The sequence below is a fragment of the Halocynthiibacter sp. SDUM655004 genome, assembly GCF_026015885.1.
Taxonomy (GTDB): domain Bacteria; phylum Pseudomonadota; class Alphaproteobacteria; order Rhodobacterales; family Rhodobacteraceae; genus Falsihalocynthiibacter; species Falsihalocynthiibacter halioticoli.
The window spans coordinates 1,033,833-1,055,180 of record NZ_JAPDUG010000002.1 but is presented as its reverse complement, the minus strand read 5'-3'; the positions used below and the strand labels follow the sequence as shown (position 1 = coordinate 1,055,180).

Genomic DNA, 21,348 nt, shown 5'->3' with positions numbered 1-21,348 from the left:
AGCTTGTCTCAATGCCCTGTAATAGAATTGCGGGATGTCCGCTTTCGGTGGTCATCCCGATCATCATTCGCGATTTCCGTTCCAGAGTTGCAAATCGAACAGGGCGAGACTGTTCTGCTTCTCGGGGAAAGTGGATCGGGAAAATCGACCCTATTGTCTTTGATGTGTGGGACGGTCCTTGCCGACAGCGGCGAGGTCAATGTCGGTGGAACCAACCTGAATTCGCTGTCGGGATGGGCTAGAGATAGATTCAGAGCCGAGCAAATCGGCATCATCTTTCAGCAGTTTAATCTCCTACCTTTTGGAACCGTACTCGACAATATTTTGCTGCCGCTAAAGTTTGCACCAAAGCGCCGCGCACGCTGCCCGGATGCAGCAGCGAAAGCTATTGAGATGTGCAAACTGCTTGGATTGCCCGAAGGTGTTGAGAAATCGAAGGCAGCGAACCTAAGTGTTGGCCAGCAACAGCGCGTTGCTGTTGTTCGCGCGCTTATCGGTGAGCCACCAATTCTGATTGCTGATGAGCCGACATCTTCGCTTGATGAAACCAGTCAGGAAAATTTTCTCGACTTGTTGTTCGCTCAAGTTGCAGCGCAAAAATCGACGCTGCTTATGGTAAGTCACGACCCAAGGCTTGCGTCTCGGTTTGATCGGGTTGTCTATATGAAAGACGTTGTGAGTGTAGAGGGGAGGCAGGCATGATCTTGCGGCTTGCTTTCGGTTCGCTCTTGGCGCGTGCACTCACTGTAGGCATGACCATACTGGCGATTGCGCTCTCGGTTGCGTTGTTTCTGGGAGTGGAGAAGGTTCGTACAGGGGCAAAGGCAAGTTTCGCTGATACGATTTCGGGTACAGATTTGATTGTCGGTGCGCGGTCGGGGTCTGTGCAATTGTTGCTCTATTCGGTGTTCCGAATTGGGAACGCAACGAACAACGTGACTTGGGAAAGCTACCAAGATATTGCGTCGCGTTCTGAAGTGGATTGGATCGTGCCGATCTCGCTTGGGGATAGCCACCGTCAGTTCCGCGTTATGGGGACCACGGAGGCGTTTTTTGAACATTACAAATACCGAAACGGAAGAAGCCTTGCCATTCAGCAGGGCGAGCTTATGGGCGATCTGTTTGATGCCGTGATTGGGGCGGATGTTGCACGGACGCTTGGCTATAATACGGGTGACCCAATTGTTGTGGCGCACGGCATTGCATCTTTCTCCGAGCACAAAGATCAGCCATTTCGTGTATCAGGAATTCTAGAAAAGACAGGAACGCCCGTTGATCGAACGGTGATCGTTTCGCTTGAGGCGATTGAGGCGATCCATGTTGACTGGAAGAGCGGCGCGCGCGTTCCCGGACAGTCAACGCCGGAAGAGATCATTCGGCAGATGGACCTCACCCCAAGTTCAATCACTGCCGCATTGGTCGGCGTGAATAGCCCCCTTCAAACTTTCGCGCTTCAGCGCGCCATCAATGAGTATTCCGAAGAGCCGCTATTGGCGATATTGCCGGGTGTTGCACTGCAGGAACTTTGGGCGATTGTCGGAATCGCCGAAACAGCGCTGCTGGCCGTTTCGGTTATGGTGGTTGTGACTGCGCTGCTTGGAATGATGGCCACAATCTTGTCGAGCTTGAACGAGCGCCGGCGTGAGATGGCTATATTGCGTGCAATGGGAGCTAGCCCTTTCACAATACTAGGACTGCTCGTGCTGGAGTCTGCGCTGACGGCGTTTTGTGGCGCTGTGTTAGGGCTCGGTATTCTCTACGTGGGCTTGTTTGTTGCGCAGCCGATCGTTGATCAGGCATTCGGGCTGTACTTACCGATAACACCTCCTGGAATGAGCGAGCTTTGGGTGATTATTACTGTTGTCTGTGCTGGCGCGATTGTGAGCATGGTGCCTGCAATCCGAGCTTTCCGCCTTTCACTCGCTGATGGTATGATCGTGAAATCATGAGCCAACTAAACCGACGCGACTTACTCGCAACGACACTCGCCGCTGTGTCTTTCCCATCGATCTCTCTATCCGAGAGAGCGACAGAGATTATGTGGGAAGATTTGATCCCACCTGGTGTTCCATACGCCGAAATCATCGGTGAAGGTGAGCTTGATGAAGCGAGTGACTATTGGCGCCCGATTTATGATGACAACGGCGCCAAAGTAAACGACCTGTTAGATGGCGCCTATATCCGCATGCCGGGTTATATTATTCCGCTTGAGATGACATCGGAAGGCGTAACAGAGTTTGTGCTTGTTCCCTACGTCGGCGCTTGCATTCACACGCCTCCACCGCCAGCAAACCAACTTGTTTTCGTACATAGCAAAGAACCTTGGCCAGATACCGATCTTTGGGCTGCGGTTTGGGTTAGCGGCCGAATGAGTACGGAGTCCCTATCGACCGAGGTCGCAGATACAGGCTATAGCTTGGTTGCTGACCATATGGAGCTGTACGAATGGGAATAAGCACCTTTAGCCGCAGGCAAGCGCTTGCGATTGCCGCAGCGGCCGTAGTGATGCCAAAGCTGGGCGCGGCCGAAGAAGTTGTGGATTTGAATTGGGATGACCTCTTGCCTGAGGGCCAAACCGGTCTTGCGCAATCTCTTCAGGGGGTTGTTCAGCATGACCAATCTGCGCTTGCAAGCCAGCAACCTGAAGCCACAGGTTTCCGCTCTGATTGGAACGGAAAGATTGTGCGACTTCCGGGGTACATGGTGCCCATCGAGTATGAAGGCACAGGGGTAACGGCATTTTTGCTCGTGCCATTTATCGGTGCCTGCGTACATGTTCCGCCTCCACCAGCCAATCAACTTGTACTTGTTCAAACCAACGAACCCTATGAATCCGAAGGTTTGTTTGAGGCTGTGAACGTAACAGGGATGTTCGGAGCGAGTGCGTCCTCCCTTCAGATCGCTGATGTCGGATATGTAATCTCTGCTGAGAAGATTGCTCCGTTTTATTGAACTGCGAAAATCAATGCCTATTTTGAACTGACGTTTAGAAAGGCGGTTCTAGAGAAGCAGAAGAAATCGCATTGGTAGCAAGCCGAACTTTTGGTTGCAGCGTTAAGCATGCCCATCCATCCGCACATGCCTTTGAAATAGGGCGCGTGCATCGGGCCCATAATGACGAGCTCTATGTTCGGCTAAAAAGCTTAGGCCTTGAAGATTGGGTGAGTGCATAGTGGCACAGATTGGACTTTCCGTTGAAAAGTGAGTGCTTTTCCCTCTGATCGATCATAAGTTTGCGCCTTGAACAGAAGTACATTTAGGTGCTTGAAGGGATGGGCGATCACTATGGGTCAATTCAATCCAATTAATGCTGGTTTGGTCGTTTCAATGGGTTCGCAGATGATACTACTAGGCAGGAAGAAAAGATGAAAACTGTGATTAGTTATGGCACGTTTGATCTGTTTCATCTGGGGCACGTGCGCTTGCTGCGTCGTTTGAAAAGCCTTGGGGGCCAACTTGTTATTGGTTGCTCAACTGATGAGTTTAATGCCTTGAAGGGTAAAAAATGTATTATGTCCTATGAGCAACGCGTGGAAATTCTAAGATCCTGCAGATATGTTGACGCGGTGTTCCCGGAGCAAAGTTGGGATCAGAAGCGTGAGGATATCATACGAGAAAAAGCAGATATCTTTGGTATGGGCTCTGATTGGGAAGGGAAATTTGACGATCTCAAGGATATCGTTGACGTCGTATATTTGCCTAGGACGGATGGAATATCGACTTCCATGCTACGTCAAGAAGTTATCAAAAACTATACAGTCCCCAAAAACTAATGCATGTCTCGTTTGGATAACGAATTGCGATTATGATCGGTAAAACAATCAAAAATGAAAACAAAGCTTAAAAAACTATTCGGCGCTCTCGTTCCGCTACGAGATCCGATCATTAAGCGTTTGCTTAAAGAAAGCATGGCATTGGAATGGCGCCAATACGGGATCGCCATGGTTGCAATGGTTGTAGTCGCAATCACCACTGCTCTCACAGCATGGTCAATGGAAGGGATCGTGAATGCGCTCACCGAAAGCGAGGGTAGTGGTCACGTCTATTCAGTAGCTCTGATGATTGTCGGCATATTCTCGTTAAAAGGAGTTGCCACATATATTCAGACAGTTTTCATGCAGCGTGCGGGTAATCGAATTGTAGCTCGCAAGCAGAATGAGTTGTTCGAGAAAATGCTTCAACAAGGAGCAGCGTATTACAATACGAACGAATCTTCTGGCATCCTTAACCGGCTAACAAAAAGCGTTCGTGCCGCTCGATCGCTGGTCGAGACGATTGTCGTTTCTTATGTAAGAGATTTGCTGTCGCTGATTGGATTGGTCGCTGTGATGTACTATCAGCAACCCGTACTCTCACTTGTAACATTGATTTTCGGACCAGTTGCAGTCCTTGGCGTACGCAAACTTATTTCGGCTGTTCGCGACGTGATGTCGAATGAGATGGCGGCGCACGCCAAGATTATCAAACTTGCCCAAGAATCGATGCAGGGCGCGCGAGTTATCAAGGTTTTCGACCTCGAAGGTGAGATGCGTGGCCAAATGCGCCAAGCTGTTTCTGATGTAGAAAATCGAGCGAATAAAATCGTGCGCTTACAAGCTATAACCGGCCCATTGATGGAAACCTTGGCGGGCTTTGCAATAGCAGGCATTCTGATCGTTAGCACACTAAAGTCATTTAATGCGCAGCCGTTGTCAGCGGGTGAGCTGATGTCTTTCGTGACAGCGCTGATGATGGCTTACGAGCCTGCCAAGCGTCTGTCTCGCATGCGAGTATCAATAGAGACCAAACTGGTTATCACACGTCAATTGTTTGAGCTAATTGATGCTCCATTATTGATTGAGGATCAACCGAACGCGAAGCCATTGCCCGAGGGCGATGGAGAGGTTCGATTTGAAGATGTAAGTTTTGGTTACCGAGAAGATAAGCCAATTCTTAATCACATAAATCTAACCTTTGAAGCGGGTAAAATGACCGCTCTGGTTGGCTCTTCCGGTGGCGGAAAATCGTCTATTCTGAACTTGATTATGCGTCTATACGATCCAAGCGAAGGTTCTGTTAAAATCAACAATATGGACCTACGTGATGCAACCATGGCGTCGATTCATAGAGAAATTTCCTTCGTAGATCAGGATACATTTTTGTTTTCCTCAACAGTTTTTGAGAACATTAAATGTAGTCGCCCCGATGCAACCGATGAAGAAGTTTACGCCGCAGCACGCGCAGCGAGCGCAGAAGATTTTATTAAGGACCTTCACAAGGGTTACAAAACTCCAGTAGGTGAAAACGGTGCGTTTTTGTCTGGAGGACAAAAGCAACGTCTCGCAATCGCACGAGCTTTGCTTAGAAACAGTAAGATTCTTATCTTAGACGAGGCGACGAGTGCCCTGGACGCAAACTCCGAAACCCGAGTAAAGTCCGCTCTGCAAAGTAATATTGCTGATCGTACAACAATCGTTGTAGCGCATCGTTTAAGTACCGTTATGAATGCAGATATGATCTATGTTCTAGATCAGGGTGAGGTCATCGAGGCGGGTCGACCAAGCGATCTCCTCAATCAAAACGGACCGTTTCGAGCTTTGGTTGATCAACAATTTGAATCTGCAGCGGGTGAAAATACAGAGACCTCATCTACTTGAACGACGATTAACGGCGTTAGTAAATAGATTGTGACATAAATAGAAATGCTTATGAAATCTAAGCTCTACTCGGCTGTGCAATCATTAAGTGTCACATTGCATAACCACTGTCAGTTGCCCGACTAGCATTATTGGGAACCACGCTCTAAACTTAAACAACGGTTACGGATGTACTAATTTATACGAGATGTATTGAGAGCATCGTGCATGATGTACATACCACGATGAAAATTCTAATGGTTTGAACGAATTTTCAGTTGGGATTGATTGGTTTCTAAATGTTCCCGAATGAAAAGCCAGATCGCCAGCAAATCGGTTCTACACGCAGTGCAAGCATTGAACGGTTTTCAGCACCAAATTGAGCTAAAACCTTAGCACGGAATGTCTGCGAGTATTACGCATTTCAAATCCTGTCGACGGCCCGTTGCCCATGTTCCGTCAACTTTAGGCTGCGCCACCTAAAAGAGGGAAACGCTCGATTTGACCATCCAGGCTTTCTTATTTCTCTAAGCTAACATCGATAAAGGTTCGATGCGGTTCATAGTCTTGTACGCTACAAGAATAATCAACCGAGCCGTCATCGTTTTCTGAATCAACGTTAAAACCCATGTCCGAATAGAAGCTGGACACCATTTTGTTACGGTCTGTCGGAATATACTGCGCGACTATATTCTCAACGCCTGCCTTCGCGGCTTCCTCAAACAGGCTATCCATCACGCGCTGCTCTACGCCCCGTTCCAAGACACGACAGGATTGCAGCCAAGTATCAATCATCCATTCCTTGCTATCTTGCCGAACAATCACGACACCGATCATGCCGTGCTGAGCGAATTTGTCGTCCAGACGAACTTGCCAACCTAGTTGATCGGGGTCGTTCTCAATTGCCCTGACATCTTCTTCTCCATAGCGCCTTGTTGTCAGGTTGAATTGGTTCGATTTATTGATCAACTGGGTGATGCGCGCGCGCCCTACGTCATCGAAGGGAGAGATCGTCATACGCATTTCGAGGGTGGTCAGATAATCGTCGTAATTTCCGATCTTGGCTCTAATTTCAGCCGCTGCAGCGCGCCCACCATAACTTTCAGCCCGTGAAATATCTTCAGTATTCAAAGGTAAATGATCAAACTGGCCAGACTGGGCGATCCGCTCAATATAAAAGGATGGGTCCTCACCGACTTCGATTGTCGAGACTAGAGGCAGCTCCTGTCTAACGCGCTCGCGCTCTGCCGCATTGTCATCGATGAACACGAAAGATTCGAGGCCCAAGCTAAGCGTTTCGGCGATGGACTTGATGTTTGTCGCTTTATCGCTCCAGTTGGCCTGAAACACGGCGATATGGTCTTCCTTGATAACCATCTCGGAATGTTCACGGAACGGCTCGCGGGCGATTTCATCGGTATTCTTGGAACAAACCGCGAGAACAACACCACGCTCACGTAAGCCCAACACGAAATTCTGAAACGCGACGAAAGCTTCACCTTCAGGCGAATTCTGTCCAAGCTTGATTCCTGCTAGCCCGTCGTCACCAATGACACCGCCCCACAATGTGTTGTCGAGATCTAGAATAAGTCCGCGTGCGGACTTGCCCTTCATCGCCGCTAGTATGCTTGCTATGTTGTCCGCCGCCAATGGGCACATTTCTAGGCTGAAGGGTATTTTTGCAGCATGGTACCGAACTGGGTCTAGCCAATTCTCAAGCCCAACCCTGCTTGCCAGCGCGGCCTGATCCCACAACAACCACTTTCCTTCGATTGCACCTTCTGCGAGCAAGAGATTAATGCGTTGCCTAAACCGCGCACTTGAACCGGGCGTCGCTAACTCCGCAGATGAGACCTGAAGCGCGGCGGGGAGCGTCGCAAAAATCGCTGGGCAGCCCGTTTTTTGCTTTGCTGCTGATGCCAGTGCGACAAACAGCTCTTCAGCATCCGCAAGAGCTTCCTTCTCGGCCGAAACATCAAGCAGAGGCCGCTTGCTTGCAAGAGCACTTTCATTTAGCACAACCAAGACCGCATCAAGAGATTGGGCGAAACAGTTGGCAGGCGAGAAGGCAAAGCTCGCTACGCTGTCGTATGGTGCCTCTACAGAGGAAATAGAGAGGCCCCGAGCCAACCCGGCTGCCGCCAAAGGGTCAGGAAGATAGCTTAATGTGCGATTGCCGAGTAACCCGATGGTCATGGGCGCAAACGCATCGTCAATCAGGGCCGCCTTCTTGAGTTTTTTTGCTAAGCGTTCTACCAGAAGCTGCTCGCGTCGGCCCAATTGCTGATTGGCGAGTGTTTTAACAGTTGAATAGTCTGGCGCTCGTTCCTCGGCGAGAGTTGCCTCAATTTCAGTTAAACGCTCAGCCCAGTCTTTGGCCAGAGGTGGCCGCCAAGGAAAGTTGCAGTTTGTCATGTGCTTTGCTTTGCCGCTTCTTCAACCATCTCGCCGAGGTTTTCGAACCCCAACATACCTGATGTGCTAAATTGCACACCGAGCTCCATCTCAATCATCATCATCAAACGGACGTGCGCAAGACTATCCCACTGAGGGATATCATCTGCTGTCGTTGTCATGGTGACGGGGCCGTCATACTCATCGAATAACTCCCGGATAATCTCTGTTACCTTGTCGAGAATGACCTGCGAGTCTGCCATAATTCAAATCCTTTTGTGCACGATAACTGTTCTGCTAAAAATAAATAACAGCCTTAGATACGGTAAAAACCACTCTTACTAGAATTTAAAGGAATTTAGGGCATTAGTAAGCTGATTATGGGGCTATATTGTTCCGCAACCAATCTAGTCCCTTATTAAGGGAAGGAAGTTGATTTCTTTCTGTAGTTTGCTGTCGAGCTGGTTATTCTTCGCGCCGCGGAAGTTTTAGACGCATTGCGGGATTTCCAATTACGGTAGAATCTTCAGCAACAGTTGAGAATACAACGGCCCCTGAGCCGACGGTTGAGGACTTATTAATCTTCTGCCCTTGTAAAACGGTGGAGCCTGAACCAATCAAGACCTCTTCGCCGATTGAAACGGCGCCACCAATTTGCGCTCCCGGGTTCACTTGAACGAAGTTATCGAATGTAGCGTCGTGACCGACCCCGACCATAAAGTTAATGTAAACATGGTTTCCAAAATGGACGTTAGTGCCGACAACACAGTTCGGAGAGATGATTACTCCTTCGCAATCAGCCTCTATTACGTTTGTTGCCGTAACGGCTGATGAATGCACTAAGTTAGGAAATACGAACCCTAACTTATTGAGCTTGTCTGAAACCGCTCTCTTTGTAGCGGGGCTTCCTATTGCTAGTACCGCATATTTGGTTCCAACACTGTTTGGAGTTATGTCGCTTCCGAAGTACTTCCCAGGTAGGGCGAACTCTTCGAATTCTTCTGGGTTGGTCGAAGAGTAGCCAACAATGTTTACTTCTTCAGAAAAGAAAGCAGAAAACTCTCTCGCGAGCCCCCCAGTGCCGACGACAACTAAGTCCATAAAATACCCTCTTGAATCCGACCAGCCAAATATTTGTGGTACAAGTTGGTTGTTAGTTTATTTTTGATTTGATCGCTAGCCTTGTTCATTCTACTTGCTTGAATAACTCTTCTGAAAACCTTGAGATAGCAGTGGTAAATTAGTGACTTGGAAGCAGAACAAAGAAACTTTGTTGTAGTGCGCGTTACAATTTTTTGCTGACGTGTTGAATTAGAAATGCGGTATTCGATGGACAGTCTAGTGCGGAGACGAAGTCTGCCATTCAAATTTCGCGATCACATTAATTTATTGATTTTAAATAATAAATACTTTTTCTGAGTATAGGTGTGGCGCAAAATGAGTAGCAAAATGAGTAGCAAGAATGCCGGGGCTGATAGGAACCTTTTCGTTGTTTGGGGTGCAATTACTCGTGCGACTTCCCTTAATTTGAATGAAGACTTTCTCTGAGGTTTGCGTCAGACCGCTTGTGCGCGAACAAGTGCACGGTCGATCCGCTGCCAGAGGCCAGATAGTTCAGGCTTTCCAATTGAAGAGGCTTGAGAACCACTGTTTTTTGGTGCCATTGATGTGTTTTTTGGTGTCCGCGCAAAACGCATCCAGAAAGCCGGCGAACTTGATCTCCGCCTCTTCCCAAGGGAATTTAAATTTCGAGTCCGGTGTATTCCAGCCGGCTCCATAATTTAGCGCCAGCATCTTTTCGGGGTTTGCAGGCGCGGGAAACGTCTCGCCTTTGATCATACACTCCTTCACAGGCAAAATATCACTCATCTTAAGTTCGCCGAATGTATGGGGCCAGATATAGATGCTACCGTCCCGTTGCCAGGCTGGGAACACATCAATCGCCAGTCCACTCTTGGTCTTAACTTTTACATGCGGCTGTTTACACTCTGCTCTGGGGCGTAACTCATCTCCATAGTGTTTGTGTAAATCGTAGAATAGCCGATTGAAGCTGTCGACAAGCTCGGAATCCGTATTACCTTCAAGCAGTACAGCAATATCAGCATCGTAATCATGCGCAATGAAATCCTTCTCACGAACCGCTCCCAGAAGCGTTCCAGAGTTCACGAAGGCCTTGTACTCCTCTGTGTGCAAGCGATCGAACAGGGTCCTGAGTTGCTCCAATGCAGACGCATGATCGCTGAGTTCGAAGATCAAATTGAACTTTTTCTCTGTGTCTGCGATGCTCAGTTGTGATGTTAGACGGCTTTTGAATTCTTTGAACTTTTCATGTTCACCTGCTTCAATCCGCGTACGCTCAATTGAATATATTAAACTTAGCCATCTTTTGCGTTTTGCCTCCTTTACGGCATAGATACTGATTACTCGTTCAACCCAGTCTACGCCCCGCTCTGCTCGTGGCACTTTATTGATGGTCTTTCGTAGGGATTTTACCGTGCTTTTATCAACTAACTCGCGATTGAGTAACTCCTCGTCACAAGCCCTAAGCGAAGCCCACGATTTCTGGCTTAGGTCCCGTTTCTGCACTGGTAGAACTCGTGGTCGCCAAAGCTTAGGCATAAATTAAATCTCATCTATTCTGTTTTAAGAGGAATACAGGCGGTAGGGTTTGTAACATATTTATGATGCTGAGCAACTTAAGAGATTCAGCCGATGAGCTCTGTTTGTCGTTAGAGTTTTTTGGGCCATAGGTGCGGGCTCAAAAGTTTTTCACCTTCCATTGACCAGTCGCTGATGCCGTTGTAACTGCCCTATCCACCATCACAACGCCCAAGCAGTGCCAATTGTTCGCAAGACGTTCTTCGAACAGCCACTTTTAAGCTGGTCTAGCAGTGAAGCGAATGCGTCATGACATCATTGGGAATAATTCATTTAAATCGTTTACCAATCAGTTTGGCAGAAACTTCTCAGTACGTTAGCGGTCAGGCTTTCGGTACCGTATAATTTCTTATCACCTCATGTCGCAAGAACGTTGTGGAAATCCCCTCAGTTCTGGGGAGATAAATAACATCTACGATATCCTTCAAGTCGTCAAACTTACCTTCCCAATCAGACCCCATACCGAAAATATCAGCCTTCTCGCGTAAGATATCGTCGCGCTTTTGATCCCAGCTCTGCTCTGGGAATACCGCGTCTACGTAACGGCACGATCTTAAAATTTCTACTCGCTGCTCGTAGGACATAATGCATTGCTTGCCTTTCGATGCATTAAATTCGTCAGTGGAACACCCAATTACAAGCTGACCGCCCAAACTTTTTAATCGGCGTAGCAGACGCACGTGGCCCAAATGAAACAAATCGTAAGTTCCATAACTAATTACAGTTTTCATTATAACTTCCTTCATTCTAAGCCTGAACGCTTGTTTTTAAACAATAGGAATTGTCTCGGATCGCCAACAACCAAACTCAATTGTTCAGAGATTTCAACAGAAATACTCAGAGTGCTTGAACGATTGACCGCAATCGAAAAATGGCTAGCGCACCAGCTATGGTCTGCCTCACAGGCAATGATTGCCTCTAAACCAACGACACCCCGAAAGCAATAAGTCCTGTGGGCGAATAGAATGGCAGATTTGGCATCTGGCTGTCGGCGTACAGAAATATCCCGATACGCTCGACCGACGACTCGGTTCGGCGCTTTGACTGGGAATTTGTCTCTACAAGAACACAATTCAGTCCCTGAATCGCTCCGGGCTTGCCTTAGTTCCACAACCTGCGCAGACACCGCCTCCCGTTTTTCAGAGAGAGTGTGCGGCCTTACAATAGTTCTGAAATTTCACGAACAGTGTATCCACGCACCGTGATTTTGTTGACCTCATCAAGCTTGAATTCTTCGTTGAAGTTTTTTTTGGGGGGGGCAACGCGGGTTCCTGCCTCAAGATTGTCGAACGAAGCGCGTTCAGTACATTGGGCAATTAGCTGATCAATAATTTGAGAACCTCGGGTTCGGCCGATCTAATTAGCCTCAGTAGGTTAATTTCAAGCGAATTAACACGTCGCTTCATGGAAGAGACAACTTCCAGGTAAGCACGCTTGCAAGCGTGTTGCCTCATCGTTAGAGCATATAGTATCGTATGACGAGGAATTACGGCAATGACGACACGCAGTGCTCTACTATTGGTTATTTCATTCTGTGTAATTGGGTTGTTTGTGTCGCCCATTGGGGGCTTTCAGGTTGCGCTGTTGCTTGCTTCCCTAATTTCTTTAATTTTACTTAAGCACTTAGAGCGACACCTTTCAAAAGTTGAAGAGCTATTTTACATAAACGCAAGCGATAATTGTTCAAAACTTCTAGCTTATTCGCCCCTTGCTTTCGTCGCCGCCGCGTGGTTTTGGATGTTCGATCCCAAAATAGGCATAGGAGCGTTTTGCGTCGCTCTTAGTGTTGCTGCTTTAAAGCTATATGAATCTCTTCTGTTGCGTAGGCAGTTTTTAAAGAACCACGAACGGCTTTGTAGTGACTTAAGCGCTCAGCCTTTTGAACTTGTTGTACACGTATCCGGACCTGTAACGTCATCCTATCAAGTTAATCAATGGGTGCCTGTTTTGGAACAACTTCCATTTCGTACAGCAATTATTGGGCGTCATCTAGCACTTTGCTCCAAAATCAAAGGCGGCTCGATACCGGTTATTCATGCTAGAAAGCCAGAACATGTCTCTCAAATTATCAACTCTGGTGTTCGCGGTGTTTTATATCCAGGAAATGGAATCCATAATTCCCAAGTTCTTCGCCACATTGAGTGCAAGCATATTTTCATTAATCATGGCGAAAGCGACAAGGTTGTAAACCAAAGCAAATTCTTGATGGCGTATGACTATCTTTTTGTTGGTGGGCAGTTGGCCAAGGATAGGCTCATTGACGCAGGCCTCCCAATTCGAGATAATCAAGTTGTTTTTGTCGGGCGTCCGCAAGCGGAAATGGCGCTTGAAAAAGAGATTGCGTCTAAAGACATCGCTAACATTCTCTACGCTCCGACATGGGAGGGCTTTACCGAAGAAGCTAATTTTGGTTCTGTGCGGGATTGGGGGCTTGCGATTGTTCAACAACTTGCTCAACTCCCCAATGTGTCGGTTACTTTTAAGCCTCATCCGATGACCGGGACACGCTGCAAAAAAACAATGAGCGAACTCAAAAGGATTAACGCATTTTGCGCACAGGAGGACATTCCGGTCTTAGGAAAAGATGATAGTCTACACTCAGCAATGAATCAATCTGATGTGCTCATTACTGATATATCGAGCGTGCTAAATGAGTACTTGGTCACTGAGAAACCAGTAATTCTTTGCAACGCTTCCGACGAGACGCAGGAGAAACTAGCTCGAACTTATCCATCCTCTCGCGCAGCCTATATTCTGGGCGATCCAGGAGAAGTAATCAATTTAATTACTTCGATTAAAATCAGCGATGACCTTCGGTCAGAACGTCAAAAAGTACTGTCGTATTCACTTGGTAGATTCCCCAATGGGGCTTTGGCTGAGTTTACGGAGCAGCTTGCAAGGGTTACCAATATTGAATCAAAATGATTACACCGTTAACGGTGTGCCGGTCACATTGAGTTAGCGTAGTTTCAGGGCGGCAACATCATCGATATACGTTTGTTTGTGTCCAGCTGCGATGGCGATCAGATAGCCATGTGGTTCAATTCCGTTGAGTTTGCAGGTCTAGATTAGGGACACGGTGACAGACTAGTTCTGGCCCCAGCATCGTGGCGAGCGAAGGGTGTGTTTTTGCAGTTCAGTGCGTTGGTGTGAGGTGCCCCTAGTTTTCTAGACATCCGTCTTGTCCATATTCTGCTGTTACATTTCATAGTCAATCAGTGACAACAGGCCGTTGTTCGTGTGCTTGCGTGTCGGATTGTATAACATCTCGATGTAGTTGAACATGTCCTGCCTTGCGGCGTAGCGTGTGAGGTATGTCCGCCGCCTGATCCGTTCGCGCTTCAAGAGTTGAAAGAAGCTCTCCGCCACGACGTTGTCGTGGCAATTTCCACGGCGGCTCATGCTGGCATCCAAGTGGTGCTTATCCAAGAACGATTGTCACTCTTTGCCAATTAATTGCGACCCTTGACCGGAGTGGATCGTCACCTTTGTCATTGGTTTACGCGGTTACTCGGCTCTCAGCAATGCCAGCAAGGCATGGTATGTTGTCATGCGTGACTGCATGGACCAACCGACAAGGTGCCTTGAAAACAGATCACTGATGACTGCCAGATTCGACCAACCCTCATGGGTTTTGATGTATGTGATGTCGGTCACCCAAACTGTGTCTGGGGTGTTCACCTCAAACTGCCGATCTAGTGTGTTGTCAGCCACGATCGCTGGTTCTCCTCCGTATCGATCAGGGGGATTACCATTGAACGTGCTGGATGACTTCAATCGTGAGGGCCTATGCATCGAAGTGGACTTCTCACTGCCCGCAGAGAGGGTCGTCAGAAGCTTAAACCAGATCATTGAATGGCGCGGCCAACTGCAGACAATTCGTGTCGATAACGGCCCGGAATATATCAGCGGCAAGCTGCTGGAATGGGCCGAAAAACACAATGTTCGACTGGAATACATCCAGCCGGGCAAGCCACAACAAAATGCCTACATTGAACGCTACAACCGCACGGTTCGCGGCGAATGGCTGGGCCAATATATCTTTGAAACCATTGAAGAGGCACAAGACCAAGCGACTGAATGGCTCTGGACTTACAACAACGAGCGGCCCAACATGGGCATCGGCGGCATGTCACCCGCTATGAAACTGAAAACAGCCGCGTGAATTCTACGGCTGAGCCCCATTAAAAATGGGGGGATTACCTGGGCACGGAGCGCCGCTTGCAAAATAACGTTCTACTGAAATGAGTCCAGATTCTAGCAGAACAAGAGGCCTTCATTCAGATGGACCAAACGCCAGTCATGCACTAGCTTTCAAATTGGACCGCTCAAGCAGTGGCTGCTCACTTAGCTCTCGTAGCCGAATGTATCGAAAGTTTCTCGAAACGCATTGTAAATGCACTCAAGTTGATTTTCAGTAAAAATGGCTTTGGCATCATCAACAGTGAAGCGCCTTAATGATTTGAATTCAGGCATAGATTCGACAGCACTAGCCTCCAATCCTAATCTTTGTAAAACTTCGGTTAATTCTTCTTCTAAATTTTCATAGAGAAGGACACGGTCTACTAAAATTGCGCCATCTTCGTCACGATACCAGCTAGAATTTCCCATATTAGGCAGTATCCCTGCATCAATCTTTGCTTGGAGTTTTTGAGAGAGATTTGGTTGTTTCGAAATCGTATCCGTACAACTATTATAATTGCGTGTATTAAAATTCAGCTTAGAGGCAATGAAGCTATATGGATGCCTCTCAATTGAAAACGTAAATGAGTTTTGCCAGAATTCGCTCCCGACGAACGCCTTTAATTTCTTGGCGCGAGCGTGGTTATTTAGCTTCTTTGGCATTTTACCGAGGAAATCTATTGCATCTTCCAAGTGCCCGTCAGCTATGAGATCGTTAAATTTTAATTCATTCTCTCGAACCTTTGCGTAGTTCTGAGGTGGCAAACCTCGATCTATTTGCTCGACTTCGTCTCTAGGTGTAAAGGGCGTTATAATGTCGCGACTACCACAGAAAGTTCGCAGTAAACCTTCAACACTTGTCCCAGCCACCTTTTTTGTTTTCACAAAAATAAAATTATTTTCAAACGATACGATTGCCATTTTTCCTGCTTCAGATAAACTTTGGGCTTGTTTCACTTATGAATGAAATCAGCGGATGTATGAAAGGACTATGTCTTATTTAGATAGGAGCTACTATCTAGTGTCTTCGTTTATTACATATAAGGATAGCTCTGGTTCAAAATTTTTTACTCTATTGACATTCAACTCTGGTGCGGCTGTCAATTTAGTAAAAACATCACCTTAACTTCAGTTTCCAGGGCTTTCTTTTCTTGCTCAGCTGTTTATTTTTCTCGACGAGCTGTTTGTTTTTCTCGATAAGCTGTTTGTTTTTCTCGATAAGCTGTTTGTTTTTCTCGATAAGCTGTTTGTTTTTCTCGATAAGCTGTTTTCTCTGCTTCTCTAAACCGATGGCAGTTTCATAAAATAACGTATGAAAGATCCTATAAGCTTCTGCGCATGTAAGTTCATAATTTGGTTGCTTCTCTGGAAAACTACTGAAGTCCACCTCGAAAAGTTGTGACCTTCTTGGAAAAAATCTTTGTCGAACCAACTCATTTGAAGAATCAAAAACCCGAAAAAACGCCTCTGCTTCAGCGCTCGTAGGCAGCATTCCTTTACCGCTAAAATGTTCATCTAACACGGTGTCTCTAACCCCGCGATATTTTGCCGGGCCACACTTATTTAACTCCATAAGAAATTTTTGTGCCTGCCACTTCAAAGACTTGTTGACAGATTTCGGCATCAAAAAATTGTCAATTGTGATTCCTGAGGCATCACAATAATCATACACAACATTACTGTTTACGAGTTCGCGCCGATCAAAGATTCGAACAGAAAAGTCTGCCGCAGGAAAATACTTTTGCCAAAAGTTCAAGACGGTATTGTAATCAAGCTTGTATAAATCACTCGGTATTTCAACCGAAGGTAAAATACTCTCTTTTTCGTGCCCAGTCCGTAACGCTGTCGAAAAATAGCTTATAGCGAACTCATGCTGAGGGCGAATGTAACAAACGATACGCACCTTTTTGCAATGCTCGTATAAAAAGTCTGAAAGTGCCCGGATTTCATTCTCTGTAGTAATATATGGAAGCAAGCGTTCAGAACTTAAGAGCAATGTTCCTCCGCGCTTGGATAGATCGCGCAATTCTCTCCGGCTTTTGTCACCAAGAGTGGCTTTGTATGCATCAATCTTTTCTGGAGTGTTTAGCCCGAGGTTATTGCGCTTTGAAAATCTCTTTAGATTATTTGCAAATAGATTGACTAGTTGGATATGCTCTTTTCTTCCGAATGAAATAGGAACATGAAATCCCTGAGCGGACAATTTTTTTCTATTGAGATTGAGGAACCCCTGAATAGAGGTTGTCCCTGTCTTTTCTGTGCCAATGTGGAGTACGCAATTATCGAACATCTAATCACCAATTTTTGCCTTACCTTTAGGCTAAGAAAGGTTTGTCCGCAATCCACTATGTTGAACTCTGTGGTGGTTCGATTTGTATGACGTCAGCTCTTATGGGACCAATTAGGGCAATTTGCTAATGGAGGGTTTGTTGTGTCTTGGCCCCCTAAAATAGTGCCACTATTTGTTGACGAAGGGAGTTCCAAAGAATGGCGCGGAAACGGTATTCAGATTAAGATGCGCTTAAGATATTGCGCGAGATTGATGTCCATTTACACGATGGGCTTGATGTTGTCAGCGCGTGTCGCAAAGTGGGTATTTCCGATAAGACTTATTACTATTGGCGCAAGAAGTTCGGCGGTCTGGGGCGCCCGCAGCTTTCCGAGATGAAGGCACTCAAGAAGGAAAACGATCGGCTGAAGTAAATTGTTGCGGATCTTCAGCTGGACAAGGTGATCCTGAAGGAGAGCCTTGATTATTTAAAGTCGAAGGTCTGACGATCGAGGAGTTGCGTCAGGCCGTGATCCACACCCGTCAAAGGTTGAGCACTTCAGAGCGTCGAACCTGCGCCGTTCTGGGCATGTCACGATCCAGTCTACACTATCAAACCAAGGTTCGCGATGATGAAGCGCTGCGCTTGGCTGTGATCCGTTTGGCCAAGCGGTATGGGCGATATGGGTATCGTAAAATCACTAAGTTGCTGCGGGTCGAAGGCTGGCGGGTCAATCACAAGTAAGTTGAGCGTTTGTGGCGTGAAGAGGAGCTCAAGCTGCCTGAGCGACATAAGAAGCGACGGCGGCTTTACCACAAAGACAGCTCAATCATTCGCCTACGCCCCACCCATCCAAGTCACGTCTGGGCAATCGATGCTCGCCATTGTCGCTCGGACCAATGGCGCTCCCAATGTCTCGATCCACGACAAGCTGAGTAAAGGGCGGAGTTCTAAGAAATTGACTGTCTTGGACGAGTAAACCCGCCAAGCGCTTTGTGTTGAGGTGAAAGAAAGAATGGGGCAGACGATGTTTTGGAAGTGATGCATCGCCTGCTTTTGAAATACTGAAAACCTGAATTTATCCGCTCTGACAATGGCGGGAAGTTCATTGTACAAAAACTTCAAGATTGGTTTAGGAAGATTGAGGTTAAGTCGATCCAAATCTAACCCGGGAGAGCGGATATAACGAACGGTTCAACGGCACTCTGCGCCGAAAAGCCTTAAACGCTGAATGGTTCCACAGCATCAAACAGGCTCGGATTGCGATCAGTATTTGGCTCAAGGAATACAATCACATCAGGCCTCGCCATGCGCTCGGATTGCGACCACCCTTGCCCGAAACCTTACTAGAGAAACCCAAAATTAGTGGTACTGAAATTGGGGGCTAGACAGCGGTGCGACCGTCCGTTGTGCGTCATTCGGCAAACTTGGCGAGAAAGGCATCACGTTCGGCTCCAATAGCAGCTTGCAGCAAGTCCCAAGCGCATTTGAGCAAGCGAACTGTCCGCGAGTCAGCGAACGTGTCTCGACCAGTGAAATTAATGACGGTAGTGACATCCATGGTGGTGCGTCCACGAATGGTTGGCTGGATGTGTTGCAACATCAATCCAACCAGATGCATCGCCGTCATTCAAATCGCCCGAACACCAGTTTCACTCATAGCTCGGTAGCTTTTCTCTCGGACCAAAAAATTTCCACCGTCTCGGAGGGGAGGGGTGGGCAAACTTCAGTGGTTGAACTTGGCCACCATTTTTTGTTACCACTCTACTCACGATGGACATTATATGGCTCTTAGTCCTTTCAGACTCATTCGTTGGTAATGTATCATTGACGCAAAACATTTGAGCGCGCCTCCAGTCATCGTCCATGAGTAGCTTTGCATTCTCTGTATTGGCCGCTTGAGTCGTATCAAAATAATTATATCGTATTGAACTAGACACTGCTTTGCCGGTAATTGCTGCGTAATGCTGGTATAAAGCTCCAGCTATTGAGTAATCTTCCGGTGATCGAAACTTATTCGGCAAAGTCGCTGCCCAAGCCTCAGGAAGATCCTTCTCCATTTGTCTCATGACCGATTTGCGAGTGGCGAACGCTACATGTTTAAATTTTCGGAAAGAAAAATACCCAAATTCTTTTTCCAGCAGTTTTCGATTATTGATACCAGCGGCATTTACCGCAAGTTCGCCTGAACTTGATGGTTCGTTTGGAAGACAAGCGGCGTTTGAGTGAAACTGACGAGAGCGACCAAATTCATCGAAAAAATCAGCAGCTGACATTGCACTCCCAAAAATAACATCATCATTTAGATAAAGATAGTGTTCACTAAGATTTGGAATTCTGTGCAGGTTTGCCTCAATAGCGTGCGAATTAAAACATGGAAGATAGTCATTCTTCGGAAATATATCTTTGTGATCTATGATCGAGACGCGATCACTTAAGTCCCCTAAGAACAATGGTGTTTGTTGGTCTGTGACAATGTAGATGTTGCCGACATCAACGAAATAACGAAGCGCTGACCGCACGACGTAGAGCAATTCCTCGTGTGATTCAAACCTAGTAGGATGAGTGGCGTCAATAGTTGCCGTGAACTTACCTATTTGCTTTTCTGTTTCTCTTTTACGTGCCATCCACTCCGGGTCAGAGCCGTCGACCCAAGTGTATACAAGATCAATTTTTCTTAACGACGAGCATTGTTTTTGTATTGACACGGCATTCTTTAACATTTGGACACGGAAACCCAAAAAATCCACCATTTTCAAAGTGGATAAATATGTCGTGCTTGCTTCACTTTCAACTCCAGCCCGGCGAGCTTTCCACATGTCTGCCTTAGGATCAAAAGAGCAGAATTCGATTTCTATTCCTGAGGCCGCACCATGAATAACTACGCCATTATTGACGTATTTTTGATATGCAACTGCGCTTATTGCCTCTTTAGAAGAGGTTTCAAATTCTAATCGTTTCCTGCCTTGTAAGGCAAATATGCGGATATGCTTTGCATTTAATCTTGAGATTAAATTCGCACGCTGTTCAGTCGAACCGCAAAACCAAAAAGTTGGGCGTGCCGACATTACTGTGTCTGCTAGGTAAACTTGCGCACCTAGGTCTTTTGAAGTGTCCAAGAGCGCTTTGATTAGAGGTATTTGAACCTCCCGGACCGTTTGTAACATCTTACTGATTTCTCCCCTAGTTTCTTGGTTGAGAATACGCGTTGCATTGTGGTGTGGTAAGCTGAATTGTTATCCTTTATTTTATCTTTGCGCTATCAGTTTGCAAAATTCCATCGCAATGTACGGGGCTTCGGATTTTCAGAGCATTGATCACTTGCGTAAGGCGCCGTTACTCGTGAGACTTTCCTTCTGCTGACTATAGCTTTTCAACGAGGGCTTCGTAAGGCGTCTTACCGTTGTGCGCACCGTGAGGCCGATGGAGTTGTAATAGCGCTCCCACTCATCCAGTTTAGCTTCGAGATCAACATCATCTTTTTAGTTGAGCAACTGGTAGAACTCTTGCCCGTCTGAGCGATGGAATAGTTCTACTTTCCCATTCAACTGCGGCGTGCCACGTTTATAATAAGCTTGGCGAATGCCAAGGTCCCCGACGTCCCAGTGGAACTTCGCTTGGAACTCTTGGCCGTTGTCCGTCTGTATTTCAAGGATGCGGAAAGGAAACTTTTCGATGATGTGATCTGAGAAGTCTTTGGCATTGGTCTGGGAGTGCCTGTCGCAAATCTTTAGCGCCCGTACACGTGTTGCATCATCTATGGATTTTTAATAAATACGGCGAACCTTTGGGCCCTACTTTTCTTTGCAAGTCAGTAGCTTGAAATGCATCTGGATGTGATGTCCGAGTGCCTGTTTCTGATAGCGCTTGGTGTGCGCTTTGCGCGTGCGGGGTTCCGCGAGGGGGACGGCTCATCCAATGGCGACGCAGAATGCGTGAGACCGTCGCCACAGACATTTTGATGCCGCGAAAGCGCTCAAGATACCTTACGATCCGTATTATGCCGAGGTGGTACTTGCGACGAAGGTAAAGCACCTTCGCCTCTCGCTCGGGCGGCGTCCTGTTGGCGTGCCTTTGGGGATGGGGGGGGCGCATTGATCAGGCCACCGTCTCCGCGTTTGGCGCAGGCTTTGCGCCAACGATAATAATGGGCGCGGCCAATCCCAAAATAACGGCAAGCTTTTGCTACATGGCCGATCTCTTCTGCGTATCACAGTACCAGCAGCTTA

General features: G+C 47.1%; 18 protein-coding genes and 4 pseudogenes. 11 read left to right on the top strand and 11 right to left on the bottom strand.

All coding sequences use genetic code 11. From position 1 onward, the window contains the following. Positions 1–3 precede the first annotated feature (3 nt). From N9C89_RS12745 to N9C89_RS12720, 6 genes are all read left to right on the top strand, one after another. Positions 4–702 carry an ABC transporter ATP-binding protein gene (locus N9C89_RS12745; RefSeq protein WP_263954297.1) on the top strand — a complete coding sequence of 233 codons (699 nt, stop codon included), beginning with the start codon at positions 4–6 and terminating at the stop codon, positions 700–702. Further along, complete coding sequence (locus N9C89_RS12740) at positions 699–1,949, top strand: ABC transporter permease (protein ID WP_263954296.1); 1,251 nt, start codon at positions 699–701, stop codon at positions 1,947–1,949. Before N9C89_RS12745 ends, N9C89_RS12740 begins: the two co-directional genes overlap by 4 nt. After that, positions 1,946–2,455, top strand: coding sequence for a DUF3299 domain-containing protein (locus tag N9C89_RS12735; RefSeq protein WP_263954295.1), 510 nt, complete (start codon positions 1,946–1,948; stop codon positions 2,453–2,455). The genes N9C89_RS12740 and N9C89_RS12735 overlap by 4 nt, the downstream gene beginning before the upstream one ends. Then, positions 2,446–2,952, top strand: a complete 507-nt coding sequence (locus N9C89_RS12730) for a DUF3299 domain-containing protein (protein ID WP_263954294.1) — start codon at positions 2,446–2,448, stop codon at positions 2,950–2,952. The genes N9C89_RS12735 and N9C89_RS12730 overlap by 10 nt, the downstream gene beginning before the upstream one ends. A gap of 413 nt (positions 2,953–3,365) precedes the next feature. After that, positions 3,366–3,773, top strand: a complete 408-nt coding sequence (locus tag N9C89_RS12725) for an adenylyltransferase/cytidyltransferase family protein (protein ID WP_263954293.1) — start codon at positions 3,366–3,368, stop codon at positions 3,771–3,773. Positions 3,774–3,827: 54 nt separating this feature from the next. Continuing rightward, on the top strand, positions 3,828–5,636 hold the full coding sequence (locus N9C89_RS12720) for an ABC transporter ATP-binding protein (protein WP_263954292.1): 1,809 nt from the start codon (positions 3,828–3,830) through the stop codon (positions 5,634–5,636). A 498-nt stretch (positions 5,637–6,134) separates the two neighbouring features. Here N9C89_RS12720 and N9C89_RS12715 read toward each other — a convergent pair whose 3' ends face one another. The 5 genes from N9C89_RS12715 to N9C89_RS12695 all read right to left on the bottom strand — a co-directional run bounded on the left by N9C89_RS12715 (position 6,135) and on the right by N9C89_RS12695 (position 11,398). Continuing rightward, positions 6,135–8,030 carry an HAD-IIIC family phosphatase gene (locus N9C89_RS12715; protein WP_263954291.1) on the bottom strand — a complete coding sequence of 632 codons (1,896 nt, stop codon included), beginning with the start codon at positions 8,028–8,030 and terminating at the stop codon, positions 6,135–6,137. Next, positions 8,027–8,272, bottom strand: coding sequence for an acyl carrier protein (locus N9C89_RS12710; protein WP_263954290.1), 246 nt, complete (start codon positions 8,270–8,272; stop codon positions 8,027–8,029). Before N9C89_RS12710 ends, N9C89_RS12715 begins: the two co-directional genes overlap by 4 nt. 202 nt (positions 8,273–8,474) lie before the next feature. Next, positions 8,475–9,110, bottom strand: coding sequence for an acetyltransferase (locus tag N9C89_RS12705; RefSeq protein WP_263954289.1), 636 nt, complete (start codon positions 9,108–9,110; stop codon positions 8,475–8,477). Positions 9,111–9,623: 513 nt separating this feature from the next. Then, a complete protein-coding gene (locus N9C89_RS12700) occupies positions 9,624–10,628 on the bottom strand; it encodes a LicD family protein (protein WP_263954288.1) in 1,005 nt (334 codons plus the stop codon). Between the two features lie 362 nt (positions 10,629–10,990). Then, positions 10,991–11,398, bottom strand: a complete 408-nt coding sequence (locus N9C89_RS12695) for an adenylyltransferase/cytidyltransferase family protein (RefSeq protein ID WP_263954287.1) — start codon at positions 11,396–11,398, stop codon at positions 10,991–10,993. Between the two features lie 763 nt (positions 11,399–12,161). Here N9C89_RS12695 and N9C89_RS12690 point away from each other — a divergent pair. Beyond that, on the top strand, positions 12,162–13,592 hold the full coding sequence (locus N9C89_RS12690; RefSeq protein WP_263954286.1) for a CDP-glycerol glycerophosphotransferase family protein: 1,431 nt from the start codon (positions 12,162–12,164) through the stop codon (positions 13,590–13,592). Between the two features lie 273 nt (positions 13,593–13,865). On the opposite strand, the pseudogene N9C89_RS12685 reads toward N9C89_RS12690, so the two are convergent. Next, a pseudogene (locus N9C89_RS12685) lies at positions 13,866–14,411 on the bottom strand (IS3 family transposase); the annotation flags it as partial. A 10-nt stretch (positions 14,412–14,421) separates the two neighbouring features. Here N9C89_RS12685 and N9C89_RS12680 point away from each other — a divergent pair. Continuing rightward, positions 14,422–14,832: pseudogene (locus N9C89_RS12680) on the top strand (integrase core domain-containing protein); the annotation flags it as partial. A gap of 182 nt (positions 14,833–15,014) precedes the next feature. Here the strand turns inward: N9C89_RS12680 and N9C89_RS12675 are convergent. Further along, positions 15,015–15,806, bottom strand: a complete 792-nt coding sequence (locus N9C89_RS12675; RefSeq protein WP_263954285.1) for a hypothetical protein — start codon at positions 15,804–15,806, stop codon at positions 15,015–15,017. A 160-nt stretch (positions 15,807–15,966) separates the two neighbouring features. Continuing rightward, on the bottom strand, positions 15,967–17,139 hold the full coding sequence (locus N9C89_RS12670; RefSeq protein WP_263954284.1) for a cell division protein ZapB: 1,173 nt from the start codon (positions 17,137–17,139) through the stop codon (positions 15,967–15,969). Positions 17,140–17,378: 239 nt separating this feature from the next. Here N9C89_RS12670 and N9C89_RS12665 point away from each other — a divergent pair, with 239 nt between their 5' ends. The 3 genes and pseudogenes from N9C89_RS12665 to N9C89_RS16195 all read left to right on the top strand — a co-directional run. Continuing rightward, positions 17,379–17,552, top strand: a complete 174-nt coding sequence (locus N9C89_RS12665) for a transposase (RefSeq protein WP_263954283.1) — start codon at positions 17,379–17,381, stop codon at positions 17,550–17,552. A gap of 155 nt (positions 17,553–17,707) precedes the next feature. Further along, on the top strand, positions 17,708–17,863 hold the full coding sequence (locus N9C89_RS12660) for an IS3 family transposase (RefSeq protein ID WP_263954282.1): 156 nt from the start codon (positions 17,708–17,710) through the stop codon (positions 17,861–17,863). A 440-nt stretch (positions 17,864–18,303) separates the two neighbouring features. Continuing rightward, positions 18,304–18,507, top strand: a pseudogene (locus N9C89_RS16195) (integrase core domain-containing protein); the annotation flags it as partial. A 26-nt stretch (positions 18,508–18,533) separates the two neighbouring features. Here N9C89_RS16195 and N9C89_RS12655 read toward each other — a convergent pair. From N9C89_RS12655 to N9C89_RS12645, 3 genes and pseudogenes are all read right to left on the bottom strand, one after another. Further along, on the bottom strand, positions 18,534–18,749 hold the full coding sequence (locus tag N9C89_RS12655; RefSeq protein ID WP_263954281.1) for a hypothetical protein: 216 nt from the start codon (positions 18,747–18,749) through the stop codon (positions 18,534–18,536). A gap of 22 nt (positions 18,750–18,771) precedes the next feature. Continuing rightward, entirely contained in the window at positions 18,772–20,187 is a 1,416-nt protein-coding gene (locus N9C89_RS12650; RefSeq protein WP_263954280.1) for a Stealth CR1 domain-containing protein, read from the bottom strand. A gap of 295 nt (positions 20,188–20,482) precedes the next feature. Continuing rightward, a pseudogene (locus N9C89_RS12645) lies at positions 20,483–21,317 on the bottom strand (integrase core domain-containing protein). Positions 21,318–21,348: the final 31 nt, after the last annotated feature.

Coding starts and splice junctions, on each gene's coding strand:
- N9C89_RS12740 (WP_263954296.1), top strand. CDS start 699: ATGATCTTGCGGCTTGCTTTCGGTTCGCTCTTGGCGCGTGCACTCACT.
- N9C89_RS12735 (WP_263954295.1), top strand. CDS start 1,946: ATGAGCCAACTAAACCGACGCGACTTACTCGCAACGACACTCGCCGCT.
- N9C89_RS12730 (WP_263954294.1), top strand. CDS start 2,446: ATGGGAATAAGCACCTTTAGCCGCAGGCAAGCGCTTGCGATTGCCGCA.
- N9C89_RS12725 (WP_263954293.1), top strand. CDS start 3,366: ATGAAAACTGTGATTAGTTATGGCACGTTTGATCTGTTTCATCTGGGG.
- N9C89_RS12720 (WP_263954292.1), top strand. CDS start 3,828: ATGAAAACAAAGCTTAAAAAACTATTCGGCGCTCTCGTTCCGCTACGA.
- N9C89_RS12715 (WP_263954291.1), bottom strand. CDS start 8,030: ATGACAAACTGCAACTTTCCTTGGCGGCCACCTCTGGCCAAAGACTGG.
- N9C89_RS12710 (WP_263954290.1), bottom strand. CDS start 8,272: ATGGCAGACTCGCAGGTCATTCTCGACAAGGTAACAGAGATTATCCGG.
- N9C89_RS12705 (WP_263954289.1), bottom strand. CDS start 9,110: ATGGACTTAGTTGTCGTCGGCACTGGGGGGCTCGCGAGAGAGTTTTCT.
- N9C89_RS12700 (WP_263954288.1), bottom strand. CDS start 10,628: ATGCCTAAGCTTTGGCGACCACGAGTTCTACCAGTGCAGAAACGGGAC.
- N9C89_RS12695 (WP_263954287.1), bottom strand. CDS start 11,398: ATGAAAACTGTAATTAGTTATGGAACTTACGATTTGTTTCATTTGGGC.
- N9C89_RS12690 (WP_263954286.1), top strand. CDS start 12,162: ATGACGACACGCAGTGCTCTACTATTGGTTATTTCATTCTGTGTAATT.
- N9C89_RS12670 (WP_263954284.1), bottom strand. CDS start 17,139: ATGTTCGATAATTGCGTACTCCACATTGGCACAGAAAAGACAGGGACA.
- N9C89_RS12660 (WP_263954282.1), top strand. CDS start 17,708: ATGTCACGATCCAGTCTACACTATCAAACCAAGGTTCGCGATGATGAA.
- N9C89_RS12655 (WP_263954281.1), bottom strand. CDS start 18,749: ATGACGGCGATGCATCTGGTTGGATTGATGTTGCAACACATCCAGCCA.
- N9C89_RS12650 (WP_263954280.1), bottom strand. CDS start 20,187: ATGTCGGCACGCCCAACTTTTTGGTTTTGCGGTTCGACTGAACAGCGT.